Source organism: Streptomyces kaniharaensis (genome assembly GCF_009569385.1).
Lineage (GTDB): Bacteria > Actinomycetota > Actinomycetes > Streptomycetales > Streptomycetaceae > Kitasatospora > Kitasatospora kaniharaensis.
The window spans coordinates 1,650,567-1,669,487 of the sequence record NZ_WBOF01000001.1; the positions used below are offsets into that span (position 1 = coordinate 1,650,567).

Consider the following 18,921-nt stretch of genomic DNA (forward strand, 5'->3'; position numbering starts at 1 on the left):
TCGATGCTCCGGCAGATCGTGGGACGGCGCGAGCCCTTTTCCCGGGCCGCGCGCCGGGCTCACGCCTGGCGGCGGGCCGGGACCGGCACCCGGGCGAGGTCGGCGGCGAGCACCAGGTGGCCGTCGAAGTGCTTGCGGGCGTCGGCGAGATGCTGGCCGAGGTCGGGGTAGCGCTGGGAGAAGTGGGTCAGCACCAGGGTGCGCACCCCGGCCTCGGCGGCGGCCTTGGCGGCCTGCCCGGCGGTGAGGTGGCCGTGGTCGTCGGCGAGGTGGGCGTCGGCGTCGGTGAAGGTGGACTCGACGACCAGCAGGTCGGCACCCTCGGCGAGTTCGTGCACGCCGTCGCAGAGCCGGGTGTCCATCACGAACGCGAACCGCTGGCCGATCCGGGGCTCGCTGACCTCGTCCAGGGTGACCCTCCGGCCGTCCACCTCGATCGCGCCCTCGTGCTGGAGCCGGCCGACCGCGGGGCCGAAGACGCCGAGGGCGGCGAGGCGTTCGGGCACCAGCCGGCGGCCGTCCGGCTCGGACAGGCGGTAGCCGAACGACTCGACGGGGTGGGAGAGCCGGACGGCGTCCAGCGCGAAGCGCGCGCCGGGCGCGGGCAGCGGGCCGGGCTCGTCGATCGGCCGCGGCCGCAGCACGGCCGTCTCGTGGTAGGCGGTGGCGTGCCGCAGCCGCTCGAAGTAGACCTCGCCGGAGGCCGGGAAGTAGACGTCGACCGGGTGCGGGACGCGGTCCAGGTTGATCCGCTGGATCACCCCGGCGAGGCCCAGGCAGTGGTCGCCGTGGAAGTGCGTCACGGCGATCCGGGTGATCTGGGTGGCCGAGACCCCGGCGTGCAGCATCTGCCGCTGGGTGCCCTCGCCGGGGTCGAACAGCAGGCCCTCGCCGTCCCAGCGGAGCAGGTAGCCGTTGTGGTTGCGGTGCCGGGTGGGCACCTGGCTGGCGGTGCCGAGGACGACGAGTTCGCGCTGGGACACGTGCGTCAGACCATGCGCTCGGTCATCGGCTTGCCGCCGAGCACGTGGACGTGCGCGTGGAAGATGGTCTGGCCCGCGCCGGCCCCGGTGTTGAAGATCAGACGGTAGTCCTGGAGACCCTCGTCCTTGGCCACCGCACCCGCCTCGGCGAGGAGTTCACCGGCGAGCTCCGGCTCGGCTGCGGCCAGCTCGGCGGCGTTCGGGTAGTGGACGTGCGGGATGACCAGGACGTGCACGGGGGCCTTCGGGGCGATGTCGCGGAAGGCGAGCATGCGCTCGGTCTTGCGCACCACGGTCGCCGGGATCTCGCCCGCCACGATCTTGCAGAACAGGCAGTCGGACTGCGGCTCGCCGGCCATTGGCTTCTCCTCTGGGTCCGTTTGCTGGTGCTTGTTTGCTGGTGCTTGTACGGGCGCAGCCTAGCCGAGCCGCCCGGTGGCCTGCTGGTACTCCTGCAGGTGCTTCCAGCGCACCGAGCGCATGCCGACGACGTCCCCCTCGGACACGTCGAAGTCCTCGTCCAGGAACATCACCGCCAGGATGATGAAGCCGATCAGCCAACGCCGCGTCAGCCGCCACATGTTGGGGCGCATGACGCCCTTGCGGCGCACCACCCGCATGGCCAGGATCCCCTTGCCCACACTGAAGCCGGTGAGCCGGGCGAGCACCACCTGGTTGAGGAAGGAGACGAGCAGGCCGACGCCCAGGAACGCCACCCAGAACGGCACCACCCCGATGCCGCCGCCGTGCTGGGCGGCGTGGCCGGCCGCGTGCACGGCGGGCTTGGCCTCGCGCGCGGCGTCGGTGGCGACGGCGGCGGCGAAGCCTGCGCTGAGGGCGAGGAAGAAGTCGAGCACGATCGCCAGGAAGCGCCGCCCGGCGTACGCCTCCTCGGGGCACGGCGGCGGCTCGGGCTGCGCGTACGGCTGCTGGTAGCCCTGCGGCGGGTACGGCTGCGGCTGCTGCTGGTACCCCTGCGCCGGGTACGGCTGCGGCTGAGGCTGCTGCGCGTACGGGTTGGGACCATAGCCGTACTGCTGCTGCGGCGGCTGCTGCCCGTAGTACGGCTGCTGCGGCTGCGGATAGCCCTGTGCCATGCGCTCCCCCGTGAGCTGTCGATCAAGAACAGCCCCGCATCCTACCCACAGCCCGGAGCGGGAGGTCGGCCCGTCCGACTTCCCGCTCCGCGGCGCACGCCCGGCTACTCCCAGGGCAGCGGCGGCGCCGTCCGGGCCGGGGTCCGGTCGAGCGCGGCGAGGGCGATCCGCACGCCCTCGGCCAGCTGCGGGTCCTCCCCCGCGGCCCACTGGTGCGGCGCGATCGGCACCTCGACGTCCGGGTCGACGCCGTGGTTCTCCACGCCCCAGCCGTAGTTCTCCAGCCAGAACGCGTACTTGGGCTGGGTGACCAGGGTGCCGTCGACCAGCCGGTAGCGGCTGTCGATGCCGATCACGCCGCCCCACGTCCGGGTGCCGACCACCGGGCCGAGCTTGAGCGCCTGGATCGCGGCGTTGACGATGTCGCCGTCCGAACCGGAGTACTCGTTGGCGAGCGCGACGACGGGCCCGCGCGGGGCGTCGCCGGGGTAGGGCACCGGGCTGGCGATGTCCCGGGCGACGTCCCAGCCGACGATCCGGCGGGCCAGCTTCTCGATCACCAGCTGCGAGGTGTGGCCGCCGCGGTTCTCCCGGATGTCGACGATCACGCCTTCCTTGGCCATCTCCGAGCGCAGGTCGCGGTGGATCTGCGCCCAGCCGGTGGTCTGCATGTCGGGGATGTGCAGGTAGCCGAGCCGCCCGCCGGACAGCTCGCGCGTCTCGGCCCGGCGCCCGGCCACCCAGTCGTGGTAGCGCAGCGGCTCCTCGTCGGCGAGCGGGACGACCACCGGGTGGCGCTGGTCGGTGCCGTCCTTGCCGGCCACCGTGAGCTCGACGGGCTGCCCGGCGGTGCCGGCCAGCAGCGGCGCCGGGCCGGTGACCGGGTCGACCGGGCGGCCGTTGACGGCGAGGACCGCGTCCCCGGGGCGGATCGCCGCGCCGGGCGCGGCCAGCGGCGAGCGGGCCCGCGGGTCGGAGGACTCGCCCGGCAGGATCCGGGCGATCCGCCACAGGTCGCCGTCCTTGACCAGGTCGGCGCCGAGCAGGCCCTGCCGCCGCGCGGGCTCGGTGTGCGGGCCGTACGGCACCACGTAGGCGTGCGAGGTGCCGAGTTCGCCGTGCACCTCCCAGAGCAGGTCGATCAGGTCGTCGTGCGAGCCGACCCGCTCGACCAGCGGCCGGTAGCGGTCCAGGACACCGGCCCAGTCGACGCCGGAGAGGTCCGGGCGCCAGAAGTTGTCGCGCATCAGCCGGCCGTTCTCGGCGTACATCTGGCGCCACTCGGCGGCCGGGTCGATGGTCACCCGCAGCCGGGCGAGGTCGACGGCCGTCTCGTCGTCCTCGCCGCCCGCCTTGTGGTCGGCGGGGACGATCCGCAGCTCGCCCTCGTCCAGGACCGCCAGCCGGGTGCCGTCCCCGCTGACCGCGAACCCGTCCAGGCCGTCCACGAGTTGCTCGGCGCGGCGCTTCCTCAGGTCGAACCGCTCCAGCGTGGGCCGGGGCCGCTCGTCCTCCAACGAGGCCGCCTCGTCACCGAGTTCGCCCAGCAGCGGGACCCTCGTCCACAGCACGCCGTCCTTGCCCGCCCGGAGGCTGCCGAACCGGCCGCCCTCGACCGGGAACGGGACGATCCGGTCGGCGATGCCGTCCAGGTCGACCCTGGTCACCGGCGGGGCCTCGGCGGCGCCCTCCTCGCCGTCCGCCTTCTTGCCGCGCGGCTCGTCGTCCTCGCCGCCGGGCGCCCGCCCGGCGCGCTGCGGGCCGAACGGGGACGGCGTGTCGGCGGCCAGCGTGATCAGGTACGGGCGGCAGCCGTTGGGGAACGACAGGTCGAAGACGTGCGAGTCGTAGACCGGGTCGAAGTTGCGGATCGACAGGAACGCCAGGTACCGGCCGTCCACGGTGAAGGCCGGCGAGGTGTCGACGAAGCGCTGCTGGGTGACCTCGCTGACCGTCCGGGTGGCCAGGTTGGCCAGCACGATCTGGCGCAGCGACCAGGCGCCGGTGCCCGGCACCGGGCGCGACCAGGCCAGCCAGGCCGAGTCGGGGCTGAACGCCAGCCCGCTGACCTCGCCGTCGGTGCTGCGGGCCAGCTCGTGCACGGCGCCGTCGGCGAGCGTCACCAGCAGCACCCGGCCGTCGTGCACGCCCAGCGCCGCCTGCTTGCCGTCCGGGGAGACCACCAGGGAGTTGACCCGGCCGAGCCGCCCGGCCGCCAGCCGGCGCCGCTCGGCGCCCTGCACCGCCGGGGCGAACTCCAGCCCGTCCTCGCCCTCGGCGTCCGACACCCACAGCACGCCCTGCGCGCCGTCCTCGCCCGGCACCACCCGGGCCAGCCGGCTGCGCACGCCCGGCGTCTCGTCCAGCACCCGGGCCGGGCCCTCGCGGTGGGTCAGCCAGTGCACGCCGCCGCGCACCACGACGGCGCTGGCCCGGCCGGTGCGGTCCGGGGCGACGCTCTCCAGCCAGTGCGCGGCCGTCACCGGGCGGGGGCGGCGGCCGGTGCGGGGCCCGGCCAGCCGGACGTCCAGGCGGCGCGGCTCGGCGTCCTCCGCCAGGCCGTCCAGCAGCCACAGGTCGCCGGCCCGGTGCCAGACCACCCGGGCGCCGTCGGAGGCCGCATTGCGGGCGTAGAAGCCGTCCGGGGAGGTGGTGTGGCGGCGCAGGTCCGAGCCGTCGGGGAGGCTGGAGTACAGCTCGCCGACGCCCTCGTGGTCGGAGAGGAAGGCGATCCTGCCGCCGTGCCCGCCTTGCCCGCCGTCAGGACCGGCCACCCACAGGGGCGAGGAGAGCTGGCCGTCGAGGTCCTCGTGGATCCGGGCGAACTCGTCCAGGCCGATCCACAGCTTGCCCGCCCGGCCGCCCCGGTAGCGCTTCCACCAGGCCGGCTCGCGGTTGTTGACGGTGCTCAGCAGCACCCTGTCGCCGCCCGGCTCGAACGCCAGCCCGCCGACCGGCCCGTACGGCAGCCGCACCGGCTCGCCGCCGTCCAGCGGCACCGCGTGCGCCCAGGTGCGGCGCAGGGTGGCCTGCCCGGCGGTGGTGGTGGCGATCGGGCGCCCGTCGGCGGTCCAGCCCTGGAGCTGGGTCTGGTCGCTGCCCCAGTGGGTGAGCCGCCGGGACGGGCCGCCGTCCACCGGCACGACGTGCACCTCGGGCGCGCCGTCCCGGGTGGAGGTGAAGGCGATGTGCCGTCCGTCCGGGGAGAACCGCGGGTGGTGGACGGGCAGGTGATCGGCCGTCAGGCGCCAGGCCCGGCCCCCGTCCAGCGGCGCGAGCCAGACGTCGTTCTCGGCGACGAAGGTGACCAGGTCACCGTGCAGATGAGGGTGGCGCAGATACGCGCCCGCGAAGGTGCTGAGGGGTTCCGTCACGCGGCCAGCGTAAGCACGTGTGCGCACGAGATGCGCGGCTTTTCCCGGACTCTCACCCCCGCCGTCGTCGGCCCCGGCGCCCGCCGTCAGGCCCAGCGGCCGGTGCGACCCAGCAGCAGCGCCCCGGCGGCCACCCCGGCGGTGGAGGTGCGCAGCACCGACGCGCCCAGCCGGTAGGGCCTGGCGCCCGCCTCGGCGAAGACGGCCAGCTCCTCCGGGGACACGCCGCCCTCGGGGCCGACCACCAGCACGATGTCCCCGGCCGGCGGCAGCGCGGCCAGCGCCAGCGGCTCGGCGCCCTCCTCGTGCAGGACGGCGGCGAAGGCGGCCCCGGCCAGGAGGGGCGCCAGCTGGCGCGTGGTCATCAGTTCGCGCACCTCGGGGAAGCGCAGCCGGCGGGACTGCTTGCCCGCCTCCCGGGCGGTGGCCCGCCACTTGGCGAGCGCCTTGGCGCCCCGGTCGCCCTTCCACTGGGTGATGCAGCGCGAGGCGGCCCACGGGATCACCACGTCCACGCCGACCTCGGTCATGGTCTCCACGGCCAGCTCGCCGCGGTCGCCCTTGGGCAGCGCCTGGACGACGACGATCCGCGGCGCCGGCTCCGGCTCGCGGCGGACGGCGGCCACCGCCACGTCGATCGCGTCCTTGCCGAGCACCTCCGCGACCGTCCCGTCCACGCCGAGCCCCAGCCCGTCGGCCAGGGTCACCGCCTCGCCGGGCTCCAGCCGCTTCACCGCCGCGGCGTGCCGCCCCTCCGGCCCGTCCAGCCGCACCACGGCCCCGGGCGCGGCGGCGGCGAGGCGCCCGGTCTCGACGACGAACACGGGGGCGGTCATGCGGGGAACCTCCGGCTGACGGGGCGGGACGCCCACGCGAAAGGGGAACGCGAAAGGGTGCCGGAGCGGATCTCCGGCACCCCTGCGCGGTGACGGCTACCGGCCGTTGAACGCGTCCTTCAGGCGCGAGAACAGGCCCTGCTGGCCCGGCGCGAACTGGCCGGCCGGCCGCTCCTCGCCGCGCATCACCGCGAGCCGGCGCAGCAGCTCCTCCTGCTCGGCGTCGAGCTTGGTGGGCGTCTGCACCTCGACGTGCACTATCAGGTCGCCCCGGCCGCCCCCGCGCAGGTGCGTGATGCCGCGGCCGTGCAGCGGGATCGACTGGCCGGACTGGGTGCCGGGCCGGATGTCGAGCTCCTCCAGCCCGTCCAGGGTCTGCAGCGGCACCTGGGTGCCGAGCGCGGCCGCCGTCATCGGGATGGTGACGGTGCAGTGCAGGTCGTCCCCGCGCCGCTGGAAGACGGCGTGCGAGGTCTCGGCGATCTCGACGTACAGGTCGCCGGCCGGGCCGCCGCCGGGGCCGACCTCGCCCTCGCCGGCCAGCTGGATCCGGGTGCCGTTGTCGACACCGGCCGGGATCTTGACGGTCAGGGTGCGGCGGGCGCGGACCCGGCCGTCGCCGGCGCACTCCGGGCACGGCGTCGGCACGACGGTGCCGAAGCCCTGGCACTGCGGGCAGGGGCGGGAGGTCATGACCTGGCCCAGGAAGGACCGGGTGACCTGGGAGACCTCGCCCTTGCCGCGGCACATGTCACAGGTCTGCGCGGAGGTGCCGGGCGCCGCGCCCTCGCCGCTGCAGGTGGTGCAGGTGACGGCCGTGTCGACCTGGAGTTCCTTGGTGGTGCCGAAGGCGGCCTCCTCCAGGGTGATCTCCAGCCGGATCATGGCGTCCTGGCCGCGGCGGGTGCGCGAGCGCGGCCCGCGCTGGCCGGCCGCGGCGCCGAAGAAGGCGTCCATGATGTCGGAGAAGCCGAAGCCCGCCGCGCCGGCGCCGAAGCCGCCCGCGCCACCGCCGCCGCTCGGCGACAGCGGGTCGCCGCCGAGGTCGTAGACCTGGCGCTTCTGCGGATCGGAGAGCACCTCGTAGGCGGCGTTGATCTCCTTGAACCGCTCCTGCGTCTTCGGGTCCGGGTTGACGTCCGGGTGCAGTTCGCGTGCCAGGCGCCGGAACGCCTTCTTGATCTCGTCCTGCCCCGCATCCCGTCGGACGCCGAGTACCGCGTAGTAGTCCGTGGCCACCTAATGCTCCGCTTGTTCCGCCTGTAGTAGTGCTGCGACTGGACACCGCCGTCACCCGTGTGACGGCGGCCTGTTGCTACGACTCGGCCAGGATCTGGCCCACGTACCGCGCCACCGCTCGCACCGCCCCCATTGTGCCCGGGTAGTCCATCCGGGTCGGACCGATCACACCCAGTTTGGCCACGCTCTCGTCGCCCGAACCGTAGCCGACCGACACCACCGAGGTGGAATTCAGCCCCTCGTAGGCGTTCTCCCGCCCGATCCGGACCGTCATCGCGGCGTCCGTGGTCTCACCCAGGAGGCGGAGCAGGATGACCTGCTCCTCCAGCGCCTCGAGGACCGGCTGGATGGTGAGCGGGAAGTCGTGGCCGAAGCGGGTCAGGTTGGCCGTGCCGGCCAGCATGATCCGCTCCTCGTTCTGCTCGGCGAGCGCCTCGAACAGCGTGGCGAGGACCGTGTTGACGGCCGGCCGGTCGATCTGCTCGAACATCGCCGGAAGCTCCTCCAGCACCGCCGGGACGTCCGGCAGGCGCAGACCGACGGCCCGCGCGTTGATCCGGGCCCGCAGGTCCGCCAGGACGATCTCGCCGATCGTGCCCGGGCAGTCGACCGTCCGCTGCTCGACCCGGCCGGTGTTGGTGATCAGGACCAGCATCACCTTGGCCGGGGCCAGCGCGACCAGCTCGATGTGCCGCACGGTGGACCGGGTCAGCGAGGGGTACTGCACCACGGCGACCTGCCGGGTGAGCTGGGCGAGCAGCCGCACGGTACGGGCGACCACGTCGTCCAGGTCGACCGCGCCGTCCAGGAAGTGCCGGATCGCCCGGCGCTCGGGGGCGCTCATCGGCTTGACCTCGGCGAGCTTGTCGACGAACAGGCGGTACCCCTTGTCGGTGGGGATGCGCCCGGCGCTGGTGTGCGGCTGGTGGATGTACCCCTCGTCCTCCAGCGCCGCCATGTCGTTGCGGACGGTGGCCGGGGACACGCCGAGGTTGTGCCGTTCCACCAGGGCCTTGGAGCCGACCGGCTCCTCGGTGCCCACGTAGTCCTGGACGATCGCGCGCAGGACGGCCAGCTTGCGGTCGTCCAGCTGGCGGACCTCACCGGCCATGGGGCACGCACCTCCGTCTTCGCACGTTGTCCGTTGTGACATGTGTCCGTACCGCGCAGTTCGTCACTGCGCGGTCACGCATGCTGCGGGCCGCTCCGGGAGGACCCCGGCTTTGGCACTCGGAACACACGAGTGCCAGAACCGTACCTGCCAGTGTACGGCCCGGGTCCGACGGCAGGAACGGCGCGGCAGGGGTGATCCTGCCCGCAGTTCCCGGCGCCGGGGTGGTGCCGCGGACCCGTCCGGGTGGCAGCATCGAAAGCGGACGGCGAATGGAGGAGCAAGCGATGTCGAGCTCGGGCCAGCACACCCGTTTCGCGCCCGACCGGGGCCTCACCGGCCGGATGGTCGGGACCATGTTCGTGATCGGGTTGCTGTACGTCGGCTTCACCGGCCTGCTGATCGCGCTGCTGCGCGGGGCCTGGCCGCTGATCGTGCTGATTTCCGGCGGGCTCTTCGTGGCCCAGTTCTGGTTCAGCGACAAGATCACCGAACGGGCGATGGGGGCCCGCCCGGTGACCCCGCAGGAGTACCCGCAGCTGCACGGCACCGTCGACCGGCTCTGCGCCCTCGCCGACATGCCCAAGCCCCGGGTGGCGGTCGCCAACAGCGACATGCCGAACGCCTTCGCCACCGGCCGCAACCCGCAGAAGGCCGTGGTGTGCGTCACCACCGGGCTGCTGCGGCGGCTGGAACCCGAGGAACTGGAGGGCGTGCTCGCGCACGAGCTCTCGCACGTCGCCCACCGGGACGTCGCGGTGATGACCATCGCCGGGTTCCTCGGCGTGCTCGCCGGGGCCATGACCCGGATCGCGATGTACGGCGGATTCCTGGGCGGCGGGCGCAACAACAACGACCAGAACGCGGCCATCGCCGCCCTGGTCATCCCGCTGGTGTCGATGGTGGTCTACGCGATCAGCTTCCTGCTCACCCGGCTGCTCTCCCGCTACCGGGAACTCGCCGCCGACCGCGCCGCCGCCCAGCTCACCGGCCGGCCCAGCGCGCTCGCCTCCGCCCTCACCAAGGTCACCGGGCAGATCGCCGCCATCCCCACCAAGGACCTGCGCCAGGCCCAGCCCTACAACGCCTTCTACTTCGCCCCGGCGCTGAGCGCCCGGGACACCGCCTCCCAGCTGCTCTCCACCCACCCGACGCTGGAGAAGCGGCTGGAGCAGCTGGCCAGGATCTCCGCCGAGCTCGGCCGCTGACTCCCGCCCCGGACACGACGCTCCGGACCCGACTCCGGACGCGATTCCAGACGTGAAGGAACCGAAAGGAACACCGTGGGATTCCTGGACGCCCTGTTCGGCCGAACCAAGCCCGTCAGGCCCGACCTCGACCAGCTGTTCGGCGTGCCCTCGGCCGCCCTCACCCTGGAGGCCGGGGCCGGGTTCACGCCCACCGGGCTCGGCTCGGTGTGCTTCGCGGCCGTCGAGGGCGCCGCGTTCGGCCAGGTCGCGCAGCAGGTGCGGGAGCTGCTGGACGCCGACACCGAGCGCGGCGGCGTCCCGGTGGAGGCGTCCAAGGACGGCTACGGCTACTCGTGGCTGCTCGCCCGGCACACCCCCGAGGAGCTGCCGGAACTGGTCAACGACCTGCACGCGGTCAACAGCGAGCTGGAGGCGAACGGCTTCGGGCCGCAGCTGCTCTGCTCGCTGGTCGGCTTCCATCGAAGCGAGGGGGGCCGCGACGCGCAGGGGCAGTCGCTGGCGCTCGTCTACCTGTACAAGCGCGGCACGTTCTACCCGTTCGCGCCGATGCCCGGCGGCGGGGAGCGGCGCAACAGCCCGCTGGAGCTGGAGATCAACGCGATGCTGGGGAACGACCTGCGGCTGGAGAAGGACCTCGGCCGCTGGTTCCCGGTCTGGGGTGCGCCGGGCCTCTGACGGTCCGTCCGCCCGTTCGGGATGTCACTGCCTATAGTCACCGGCATGCGCAGCCGCCAGTACGGACCCGACCTGACCCCGCCGTGGAAGAGGCAGGCCCCCGCCCCGGAGGTGCCCGCCGAGCGGGGCCTGGTGGTCGAGGAGGCCGCCACCGGCTTCTGCGGGGCGGTGGTGCGCTGCGAGAGGACGGCGGAGGGGTTCACCGTCACCCTGGAGGACCGGTTCGGCAAGCACCGGGTCTTCCCCCTGGTGCCGCGCGGCTTCCTGCTGGAGGGCCGGGTCGTCACCCTGGTCCGCCCGACCGGCCCCGCCCCCTCCCGTAGGCCCGGCCGCACCGCCTCCGGCTCCGTCGCCGTCCCGGGCGCCCGCGCCCGGGTCGCCCGTGAGTCCCGGATCTACGTCGAGGGCCGGCACGACGCCGAGCTCGTCGAACGGGTCTGGGGCGACGACCTTCGGATCGAGGGCGTCGTCGTCGAGTACCTGGAGGGCGTGGACGACCTGCCCGCGATCGTCGCCGACTTCGCCCCCGGCCCCGGCCGCCGCCTCGGCGTCCTGGTCGACCACCTGCTCCCCGGCACCAAGGAGCACCGCATCGCCGCCCAGGTCACCGGCGATGCCGTGCTGGTCGTCGGCCACCCCTACGTCGACATCTGGCAGGCCGTGAAGCCCTCCTCCGTCGGCATCCCCGCCTGGCCCGCCGTTCCCCGCGGCGAGGACTGGAAGACGGGCACCTGCCGCCGCCTCGGCTGGCCCGCCGACACCCCCGCCGCCTGGAAGCGCATCCTCTCGAAGGTCGACACCTACAAGGACCTGGAGCCGGAACTCCTCGGCCGCGTCGAGGAGTTGATCGACTTCGTGACGCTTCCGGATCACGCGTAGGTCTGGAACCCGGCGGTGTCGAGGGTGACGCCCAGCAGATCGACCGGAATCGGCTCGCCGAACTCGGTGGTCCGCTCGGAGGGGATCCGGTCGATCAGGGACTCGACGACCGGGTCAGTCCACCAGGTCACGGACGACCGCGTCCGCCAGGAGGCGGCCCTGGAGGGTCAGGGCGGCGCGTCCCTGCCGGTAGGACTCCGGGGCGAGGAGGCCGTCGGTGAGGGCCCGGTCGGCGGCCTGGCGGCCGGTGTCGGTGAGGAGGGTCAGGGGGATGCCCTCGGCGAGGCGCAGTTCGAGGAGGATGCGCTCGACGCGGCGGTCCTCGTCGGAGAGGATCTCGCGGGCCTGCGCGGGGGTGCGGCCCTCGGTGAGGGCCGCGGCGTAGGCGGCGGGGTGCTTGGCGTTCCACCAGCGGACGCCGCCGACGTGGCTGTGGGCGCCGGGGCCGGCACCCCACCAGTCGGCGCCGGTCCAGTACAGCTCGTTGTGGCGGCAGCGGCCCTCGGGCGTGGTGGCCCAGTTGGAGACCTCGTACCAGGAGTAGCCGGCGGCGGCGAGCGCCTCCTCGGCGATGAGGTAGCGGTCGGCGTGCACGTCGTCGTCGATCATCGGGAGTTCGCCGCGCCTGACCCGGGCGGCGAGGCGGGTGCCCTCCTCGACGATCAGCGAGTAGGCGGACACGTGGTCGGGCCCGGCGCCGATGGCGGCGTCCAGGGAGGCCCGCCAGTCGTCGTCGGACTCGCCGGGGGTGCCGTAGATGAGGTCGAGGTTGACGTGCTCGAAGCCGGCCGCGCGGGCCTCGGCGACGCAGGCCTCGGGGCGGCCCGGGGTGTGGTGGCGGTCGAGCAGCCGCAGCACGTGCGGGCGGGCGCTCTGCATGCCGAAGGAGATCCGGTTGTAGCCGCCCTCGCGCAATTCGGCGAGGTAGGCGGGGTCGACGGACTCGGGGTTGGCCTCGGTGGTGACCTCGGCGCCGTCGGCGAGCCCGAACTCGTCGCGGATCGCGCCGAGCATCCGCACCAGGTCGCGGGCGGGCAGCAGGGTGGGGGTGCCGCCGCCGAGGAAGACGGTCCGCACCGGGACGTCCGCGGAGCCGAGCACCTTCCGTGCGAGCCGGATCTCGGCGATCACGTTGTCGGCGTAGGTCTCCTGCGTGGCGACGGGCCCGCGTCCGGCCTGCGCGCGCAGCTCGGTCGCGGTGTAGGTGTTGAAGTCGCAGTAGCCGCAGCGGCTGGCGCAGTACGGCACGTGCACGTAGAAGCCGAACGGCCTGGCCCCGATCCCGTCGAGGGCGGGCGCGGGCAGGGAACCGTCGGACGGCACCGGGTCGCCGTCGGGAAGTGCGGAGGGCATGACCCCATTGTCCCGTACGACTCACCCGAACCGGTGAGCCGTACGGGACCGGGGCGGATCAGGCCTCGTTGGCGCCGGCGTACATCGCGGTGACGGCGTCCGCGTAGGTCCGCTCGACCACCGGGCGCTTGATCTTCAGGCTCGGGGTGAGCTCGCCGTGCTCGACGTCGAGGTCGCGCGGCAGCAGGTGGAACTTCTTGATCGTCTGCCAGCGCTGGAGGTCGCCGTTGAGCCGCTTCACGAAGCCCTCGATCAGCTGGTGCACGGCCGGGTCGGCGGCCACCTCGGCGTAGGACCTGCCGGCCAGGCCGTGCTCGGCGGCCCACGGCATGATGACGGCCTCGTCCAGGCCGATCAGCGCGGTGCAGAAGTTGCGGCCGTTGCCGATCACCAGGATGTTGCTGACGAACGGGCAGACCGCCTTGAACTTGCCCTCGACTTCGCTGGGCGCCACGTACTTGCCGCCGGAGGTCTTGAACAGGTCCTTCTTGCGGTCGGTGATCCGCAGGAAGCCGTCGGCGCTGAGCTCGCCGATGTCCTCGGTGTGGAACCAGCCGTCCGCCTCCAGCACCTCGGCGGTCTTCTCCGGCAGGTCGTGGTAGCCGCGCATGACGCCCGGGCCGCGCAGCAGGATCTCGCCGTCCTCGGCGATCCGGACCTCGGTGCCGGGCAGCGGGCGGCCGACGGTGCCGATCCGGACGTCCTCCTCACGGTTGACGCAGGAGCCGGCGCTGGTCTCGCTGAGGCCGTAGCCCTCCAGGATCGGGACCCCGGCGCCGAGGAAGAAGTAGCCGATCTCGGGGGCCAGCGCGGCGCTGCCCGAGACGGCCCCGCGCAGCCGGCCGCCGAAGGCCGCGCGGATCTTCGCGTACACCAGCCTGTCGGCGAGCGCGTGCTGCATCCGCAGGCCGAACGGCGCGCTGCCCACCCCGGTGGCGATCCGGTTCTCCTGGACGACGCGGGCGTGCTCGCGGGCGACCCCGGCGGCCCAGCGGAAGATCTTGTACTTGGCGCCGCCCTCGGCCCGGGCCCTGCCCGCGATGCCGTTGTAGACCTTCTCGAAGATGCGCGGCGCGGAGGCCATGACGGTCGGCCGGATGGCCGGCAGGTTGTGGATGATCCGGTCGACCCGGCCGTCCACCGCCATCACGTGGCCGGTGGCGATCTGGCCGGAGATCAGCGTCTTGCCGAACACGTGCGACAGCGGCAGCCACATGAACTGGACGTCGTCGGAGCGCAGCAGCCCGCTGGCCTCCTGGGCCCGGCCCTCGTACGCCCAGCAGTCGTGCACCAGGCGCACGCCCTTGGGGCGGCCGGTGGTGCCGGACGTGTAGATCAGGGTGGCCAGCTGCTCCTTGTCGAGCGCGGCGACGGTCTTCTCGATCGCGTCCGGGTGCTTCTCCAGGTACTCGGCGCCGCGCTGCTCCAGCTCGGCGAGGGTGAGCACCTCGAGGCCGGCCGTCTCGGGGGCGGTGGCGGGGGCGTCGATGAGGATGACGGTGCGCAGCTCGGGCAGCTGCTCGATCTGCTCGACGGCCTTGGCGAGCTGCGCGGCGTTCTCCGCGATCAGCGCTCTGGAGCCGGAGTTGGCGAGGATGAAGGCGGTCTCGTCGGCGTTGGTGCTCGGGTAGACGGTCGTGGTGGCGGCGCCCGCGCACATGTTCCCGAGGTCGGCGATGATCCACTCGAGCCGGGTGGAGGAGGCCAGCGCGACCCGGTCCTCCGGCTGGATGCCGAGCGTCATCAGACCGGCGGCCACCGCCTTGACCCGGGCCGCGGTCTGCGCCCAGGTCAGCGAGCGCCACTGCTCGGCGCCCGGAGCGCTGTCCGCGGCGTGCTCGTCGACCGGGGCCGGGTAACGGTAGGCCTCGCCGTTCGGGGTCGCGGCGACCCGCTCCAGGAACAGGTGGGCGACGGAGGCGGGACGCCCGGCGACGATGTCAGCACTGCCGGAGTCGATCAGGGACTGCGCGGAACTCAACGAGGACCTCCGGGGGCGGGTGGCCGTCTGAGGGATTGTCGCGGCGCCCGTGGGGGCGGTCGCCGGGCCTCCGGGTTACCTGGCCGGTACCGGCGAGTAACAAGGGGGCAATCAGCAGCCTAGTTGGGAAACCGGTCATTCCGTAAGAGGGCAGGCCGAGCTGGCACGCCCCCGACCTGCCGGTGCCCGGTGACAACTCCCAGGTGAACGGCGCAACCCGGCCCGCCCGGCGGCTCGGCAAAGGACTGGACAAACCTCCCGCCCACTCGCAGGGAATCACCTGTGCGAGTGCACGAAGGACCGAGAATTGGGATGCGAATCCTCCCGTCGACGACAAGAGTGTGCCAGTGCTGATCAGACTGCTGAGGGCGTACCTACGCCCGTACTCCCGACCGATCGCCCTGCTGGTGGTCCTCCAGCTGGTGGCGACCCTCGCGGCGCTCTACCTGCCCACACTCAACGCCGACATCATCGACCAGGGCGTGGTCAAGGGCGACACCGGTTACATCCTGCGAGTCGGCGCGGTGATGATCGGCGTCACCGTCGCCCAGGCCCTGTGCTCGATCGGCGCCGTCTACTACGGCGCACGCACCGCCATGGCCTTCGGACGCGACGTCCGCGCCGCCGTGTTCGACCGGGTGCAGAGCTTCTCCGCCCGCGAGGTCGGCCAGTTCGGCGCGCCCTCCCTGATCACCCGGACCACCAACGACGTCCAACAGGTCCAGATGCTGGCCCTGATGAGCTTCACGCTCATGGTGGCCGCGCCCATCATGTGCGTCGGCGGCATCATCATGGCGCTCAACCAGGACGTGCCGCTGTCCGGCCTGCTGCTCGCCGTCATCCCGGTGCTCGGCACCGTCGTCGTCCTGCTCGTCCGCTCGCTGCGCCCCAAGTTCCGCAGCATGCAGGAGAAGATCGACACGGTGAACCGCGTGCTGCGCGAGCAGATCACCGGCATCCGGGTCATCCGCGCCTTCGTCAAGGACGACCACGAGCAGGCCCGGTTCGCCGACGCCAACGGCGACCTCACCCACGTCGCCCTCCAGGTCGGCCGGCTGATGGCGTTCATGTTCCCGGCCGTGATGCTGGTCGTGAACGTCTCCAGCGTCGCCGTCCTCTGGTTCGGCGCCCACCGGATCGACAGCGGCGACATGGAGATCGGCGCCCTCACCGCCTTCCTCTCCTACCTGATGCAGATCCTGATGAGCGTCATGATGGCCACCTTCATGTTCATGATGGTGCCGCGCGCCGAGGTCTGCGCCGAGCGCATCGAGGAGGTCCTCGGCACCTCCTCCAGCGTCGTACCGCCCGCCGCGCCCGTCACCGAGGTGCTGCGCCGCGGCAACCTGGAGCTGCGCGACGTCGCCTTCCGCTACCCCGGCGCCGAGGCCTCGGTGCTGCGCGGCATCGACATCACCGCCCGCCCCGGCCAGACCACCGCCGTCATCGGCTCCACCGGCAGCGGCAAGTCCACCCTGCTCGGCCTCGTGCCCCGGCTGTTCGACGCCACCTCCGGGACGGTCCTGCTCGACGGCGTCGACGTCCGCGAACTCGCCCCCGAGGCGATCGCCGAGACCGTCGGACTCGTCCCGCAGAAGCCCTACCTGTTCTCCGGCACCATCGCCAGCAACCTCCGCTACGGCCGGCCCGACGCCACCGACGAGGAGCTCTGGCACGCCCTGGAGGTCGCCCAGGCCAAGGACTTCGTCGAGAAACTGCCCGAGGGCCTGGACGCCCCCATCGCCCAGGGCGGCAGCAACGTCTCCGGCGGCCAGCGCCAGCGCCTGGCCATCGCCCGCGCACTCGTCCGCAAGCCGGACGTCTACCTGTTCGACGACTCCTTCTCCGCGCTCGACTACGCCACCGACGCCAGGCTGCGCAAGGCGCTCTCCCGGGAGACCGCCGACGCCACCGTGCTGATCGTCGCCCAGCGCGTCTCCACCATCCGCGACGCCGACCGGATCATCGTCCTCGACGAGGGCGCCGTCGTCGGCAGCGGCACCCACCGCGAACTGATGGCCGACAACCCGACGTACCGGGAGATCGTGCTCTCCCAGCTCACCGAGCAGGAGGCGGCGTGACCACCCTCGGAAAGCCCGACGCCGGCAAGCCCGACGCCGGCGAGCCGGCACCCACCCGGCTGCCCAGCGACTCGCAGGCCGCCGCGGCCCGCCGCGGCCCCGCCGGACCGGGCCGCTTCATGGGCGGCCAGGGCGCCGAGAAGTCCATGGACTTCAAGGGCTCCGGCAAACGACTGCTCGCCCTCCTGCGCCCCGAACGCGGCCTGCTGGCCGGAGTGCTGGGCCTCGGCGTGCTCAGCATCGGCTGCGCCGTCACCGGCCCCAGGGTGCTCGGCCACGCCACCGACCTGATCTTCGCCGGGGTGGTCGGCGCCCGCTTCGCGCCCGGCGCCTCCAAGGAACAGGTCGTCGACGGGCTGCGCGCCCACGGCCAGGGCGGCGTCGCCGACCTGCTCTCCTCGGTCAGCTTCACCCCCGGCCAGGGCATGGACTTCGGCGCCATCGGCACCATCCTGCTCTGGGTGCTGGCGATCTACGTCGCCTCCGCCCTGTTCGGCATCGTCCAGGGCCGCCTCGCCACCAAGGCGATCCAGCGCGCCGGCTACCGGCTGCGCCAGGACGTCGAGGCCAAACTCGCCCGGCTGCCGCTGAGTTACTTCGACAAGCAGCCGCGCGGCGAGGTGCTCAGCCGGGTCACCAACGACATCGACAACATCGGCCAGTCGATGCAGCAGACCATGGGACAGGTCGTCAACTCGCTGCTCACCGTGGTCGGTGTGCTCGCGATGATGTTCTGGATCTCCCCGCTGCTGGCGCTGATCGCGCTCGTCTCCGTGCCGCTGTCGGTGGTCGTCGCCGCCAAGGTCGGCAAGCGGGCGCAGCCGCAGTTCGTCCAGCAGTGGGCGTCCACCGGCAAGTTGAACGCGCACATCGAGGAGATGTACACCGGGCACGCCCTCGTCAAGGTGTTCGGCCGGCAGCGCGAGTCCGCCGAGACCTTCCGCGAGCACAACGAGGCGCTGTTCGCCTCCAGCTTCCGCGCCCAGTTCATCTCCGGCATCATCCAGCCCGCGATGATGCTGATCGGCAACCTGCAGTACGTGCTGGTCGCCGTCGTCGGCGGCCTGCGGGTCGCCAGCGGCGCGCTGTCCATCGGCGACGTGCAGGCGTTCATCCAGTACTCGCGGCAGTTCAGCCAGCCGCTCACCCAGGTCGCCAGCATGGCCAACCTGGTGCAGTCCGGGGTCGCCTCCGCCGAGCGCGTCTTCGAGCTGCTGGACGCCCCCGAGCAGACCCCCGAACCGGCCATGCCCGAGCGCCCCGACGCCGTCCGCGGCCGCGTCGCCTTCCAGGACGTGTCCTTCCGCTACGAGCCCGAGAAGCCGCTCATCGAGGACCTCTCGCTCAAGGTCGAGCCCGGCCAGACCGTCGCCATCGTCGGCCCCACCGGCGCCGGCAAGACCACCCTGGTCAACCTGCTGATGCGGTTCTACGAGGTCAGCTCCGGGCGGATCACCCTCGACGGGGTCGACGTCTCCGCGATGTCCCGCGAGGACCTGCGCTCCGGCATCGGCATGGTGCTCCAGGACACCTGGCTGTTCGGCGGCACCATCGCCGACAACATCGCCTACGGCGCCCAGGGAGCCACCCGCGAGCAGGTCATCGAAGCCGCCAGGGCAGCACACGTCGACCGCTTCGTACGCACCCTGCCGGACGGCTACGACACCGTCATCGACGACGAGGGCACCGGCGTCAGCGCGGGCGAGAAGCAGCTGATCACCATCGCCCGGGCGTTCCTCGCCCAGCCGTCCATCCTCGTCCTGGACGAGGCGACCAGCTCCGTCGACACCCGCACCGAGGTCCTGATCCAGCGGGCCATGGCCCGGCTGCGCACCGGCCGCACCAGCTTCGTCATCGCGCACCGGCTCTCCACCATCCGGGACGCCGACGTGATCCTGGTGATGGAGAACGGCTCGATCGTCGAACAGGGCTCGCACGACGAGCTGATCGCCGCCGGCGGCGCGTACGCGCGGCTGTACCAGGCGCAGTTCGCGGAGGCCGTGGCCGAGGTCGACTGACGCCACCTCATGTGACGGGCCGGGGCTCCCGCCCCGGCCCTTCGCGCACCCCGGATCCTCGCAGGGGTTCGCGCTCTCCGCTA

At 72.9% G+C, this 18,921-nt stretch carries 15 protein-coding genes; 5 read left to right on the forward strand and 10 right to left on the reverse strand.

Features of this window, described 5'->3' with window-relative positions:
- Positions 1 to 59 precede the first annotated feature (59 nt).
- The 7 genes from F7Q99_RS07555 to hrcA all read right to left on the reverse strand — a co-directional run bounded on the left by F7Q99_RS07555 (position 60) and on the right by hrcA (position 8,640).
- On the reverse strand, positions 60 to 983 hold the full coding sequence (locus F7Q99_RS07555; protein ID WP_326846387.1) for a ribonuclease Z: 924 nt from the start codon (positions 981 to 983) through the stop codon (positions 60 to 62).
- Positions 984 to 988: 5 nt separating this feature from the next.
- A complete protein-coding gene (locus F7Q99_RS07560; RefSeq protein ID WP_153460606.1) occupies positions 989 to 1,342 on the reverse strand; it encodes a histidine triad nucleotide-binding protein in 354 nt (117 codons plus the stop codon).
- Between the two features lie 60 nt (positions 1,343 to 1,402).
- Positions 1,403 to 2,080, reverse strand: a complete 678-nt coding sequence (locus tag F7Q99_RS07565) for an RDD family protein (protein ID WP_153460607.1) — start codon at positions 2,078 to 2,080, stop codon at positions 1,403 to 1,405.
- Positions 2,081 to 2,184: 104 nt separating this feature from the next.
- A complete protein-coding gene (locus F7Q99_RS07570) occupies positions 2,185 to 5,454 on the reverse strand; it encodes a S41 family peptidase (protein ID WP_326846388.1) in 3,270 nt (1,089 codons plus the stop codon).
- An 86-nt stretch (positions 5,455 to 5,540) separates the two neighbouring features.
- Entirely contained in the window at positions 5,541 to 6,290 is a 750-nt protein-coding gene (locus F7Q99_RS07575) for a 16S rRNA (uracil(1498)-N(3))-methyltransferase (RefSeq protein ID WP_153460608.1), read from the reverse strand.
- A 96-nt stretch (positions 6,291 to 6,386) separates the two neighbouring features.
- Positions 6,387 to 7,529, reverse strand: coding sequence for a molecular chaperone DnaJ (dnaJ, locus tag F7Q99_RS07580; RefSeq protein WP_326846389.1), 1,143 nt, complete (start codon positions 7,527 to 7,529; stop codon positions 6,387 to 6,389).
- A 76-nt stretch (positions 7,530 to 7,605) separates the two neighbouring features.
- Positions 7,606 to 8,640 carry a heat-inducible transcriptional repressor HrcA gene (gene hrcA / locus F7Q99_RS07585; protein ID WP_153460609.1) on the reverse strand — a complete coding sequence of 345 codons (1,035 nt, stop codon included), beginning with the start codon at positions 8,638 to 8,640 and terminating at the stop codon, positions 7,606 to 7,608.
- Between the two features lie 287 nt (positions 8,641 to 8,927).
- On the opposite strand from hrcA, the gene htpX reads away from it, so the two are divergent.
- The 3 genes from htpX (at position 8,928) to F7Q99_RS07600 (ending at position 11,405) form a co-directional block, all read left to right on the forward strand.
- On the forward strand, positions 8,928 to 9,848 hold the full coding sequence (htpX, locus tag F7Q99_RS07590; protein WP_153460610.1) for a zinc metalloprotease HtpX: 921 nt from the start codon (positions 8,928 to 8,930) through the stop codon (positions 9,846 to 9,848).
- Between the two features lie 75 nt (positions 9,849 to 9,923).
- Entirely contained in the window at positions 9,924 to 10,526 is a 603-nt protein-coding gene (gene pspAB, locus F7Q99_RS07595; protein ID WP_326846390.1) for a PspA-associated protein PspAB, read from the forward strand.
- A 45-nt stretch (positions 10,527 to 10,571) separates the two neighbouring features.
- A complete protein-coding gene (locus F7Q99_RS07600; protein WP_153460611.1) occupies positions 10,572 to 11,405 on the forward strand; it encodes a DUF3097 domain-containing protein in 834 nt (277 codons plus the stop codon).
- On the opposite strand, the gene F7Q99_RS07605 is transcribed toward F7Q99_RS07600, so the two are convergent.
- Genes F7Q99_RS07605 through F7Q99_RS07615 form a run of 3 tightly spaced genes read right to left on the reverse strand, consistent with a single transcriptional unit; the run spans position 11,396 to position 14,739 of the window.
- Entirely contained in the window at positions 11,396 to 11,536 is a 141-nt protein-coding gene (locus F7Q99_RS07605; protein ID WP_153460612.1) for a hypothetical protein, read from the reverse strand. The genes F7Q99_RS07600 and F7Q99_RS07605 overlap by 10 nt on opposite strands.
- The gene (gene hemW / locus F7Q99_RS07610; protein WP_153460613.1) at positions 11,520 to 12,758 is read right to left on the reverse strand and encodes a radical SAM family heme chaperone HemW; all 1,239 of its coding nucleotides are present in this window, start codon (positions 12,756 to 12,758) and stop codon (positions 11,520 to 11,522) included. Before hemW ends, F7Q99_RS07605 begins: the two co-directional genes overlap by 17 nt.
- Positions 12,759 to 12,816: 58 nt before the next feature.
- Positions 12,817 to 14,739 carry an AMP-dependent synthetase/ligase gene (locus F7Q99_RS07615; protein WP_153460614.1) on the reverse strand — a complete coding sequence of 641 codons (1,923 nt, stop codon included), beginning with the start codon at positions 14,737 to 14,739 and terminating at the stop codon, positions 12,817 to 12,819.
- A 347-nt stretch (positions 14,740 to 15,086) separates the two neighbouring features.
- Here F7Q99_RS07615 and F7Q99_RS07620 point away from each other — a divergent pair, with 347 nt between their 5' ends.
- Both F7Q99_RS07620 and F7Q99_RS07625 read left to right on the forward strand, forming a co-directional pair.
- Positions 15,087 to 16,820 (forward strand): ABC transporter ATP-binding protein, encoded by a 1,734-nt coding sequence (locus F7Q99_RS07620; protein WP_326846391.1) that lies wholly within the window; start codon positions 15,087 to 15,089, stop codon positions 16,818 to 16,820.
- Complete coding sequence (locus F7Q99_RS07625) at positions 16,817 to 18,838, forward strand: ABC transporter ATP-binding protein (protein ID WP_407697755.1); 2,022 nt, start codon at positions 16,817 to 16,819, stop codon at positions 18,836 to 18,838. The genes F7Q99_RS07620 and F7Q99_RS07625 overlap by 4 nt, the downstream gene beginning before the upstream one ends.
- Positions 18,839 to 18,921: the final 83 nt, after the last annotated feature.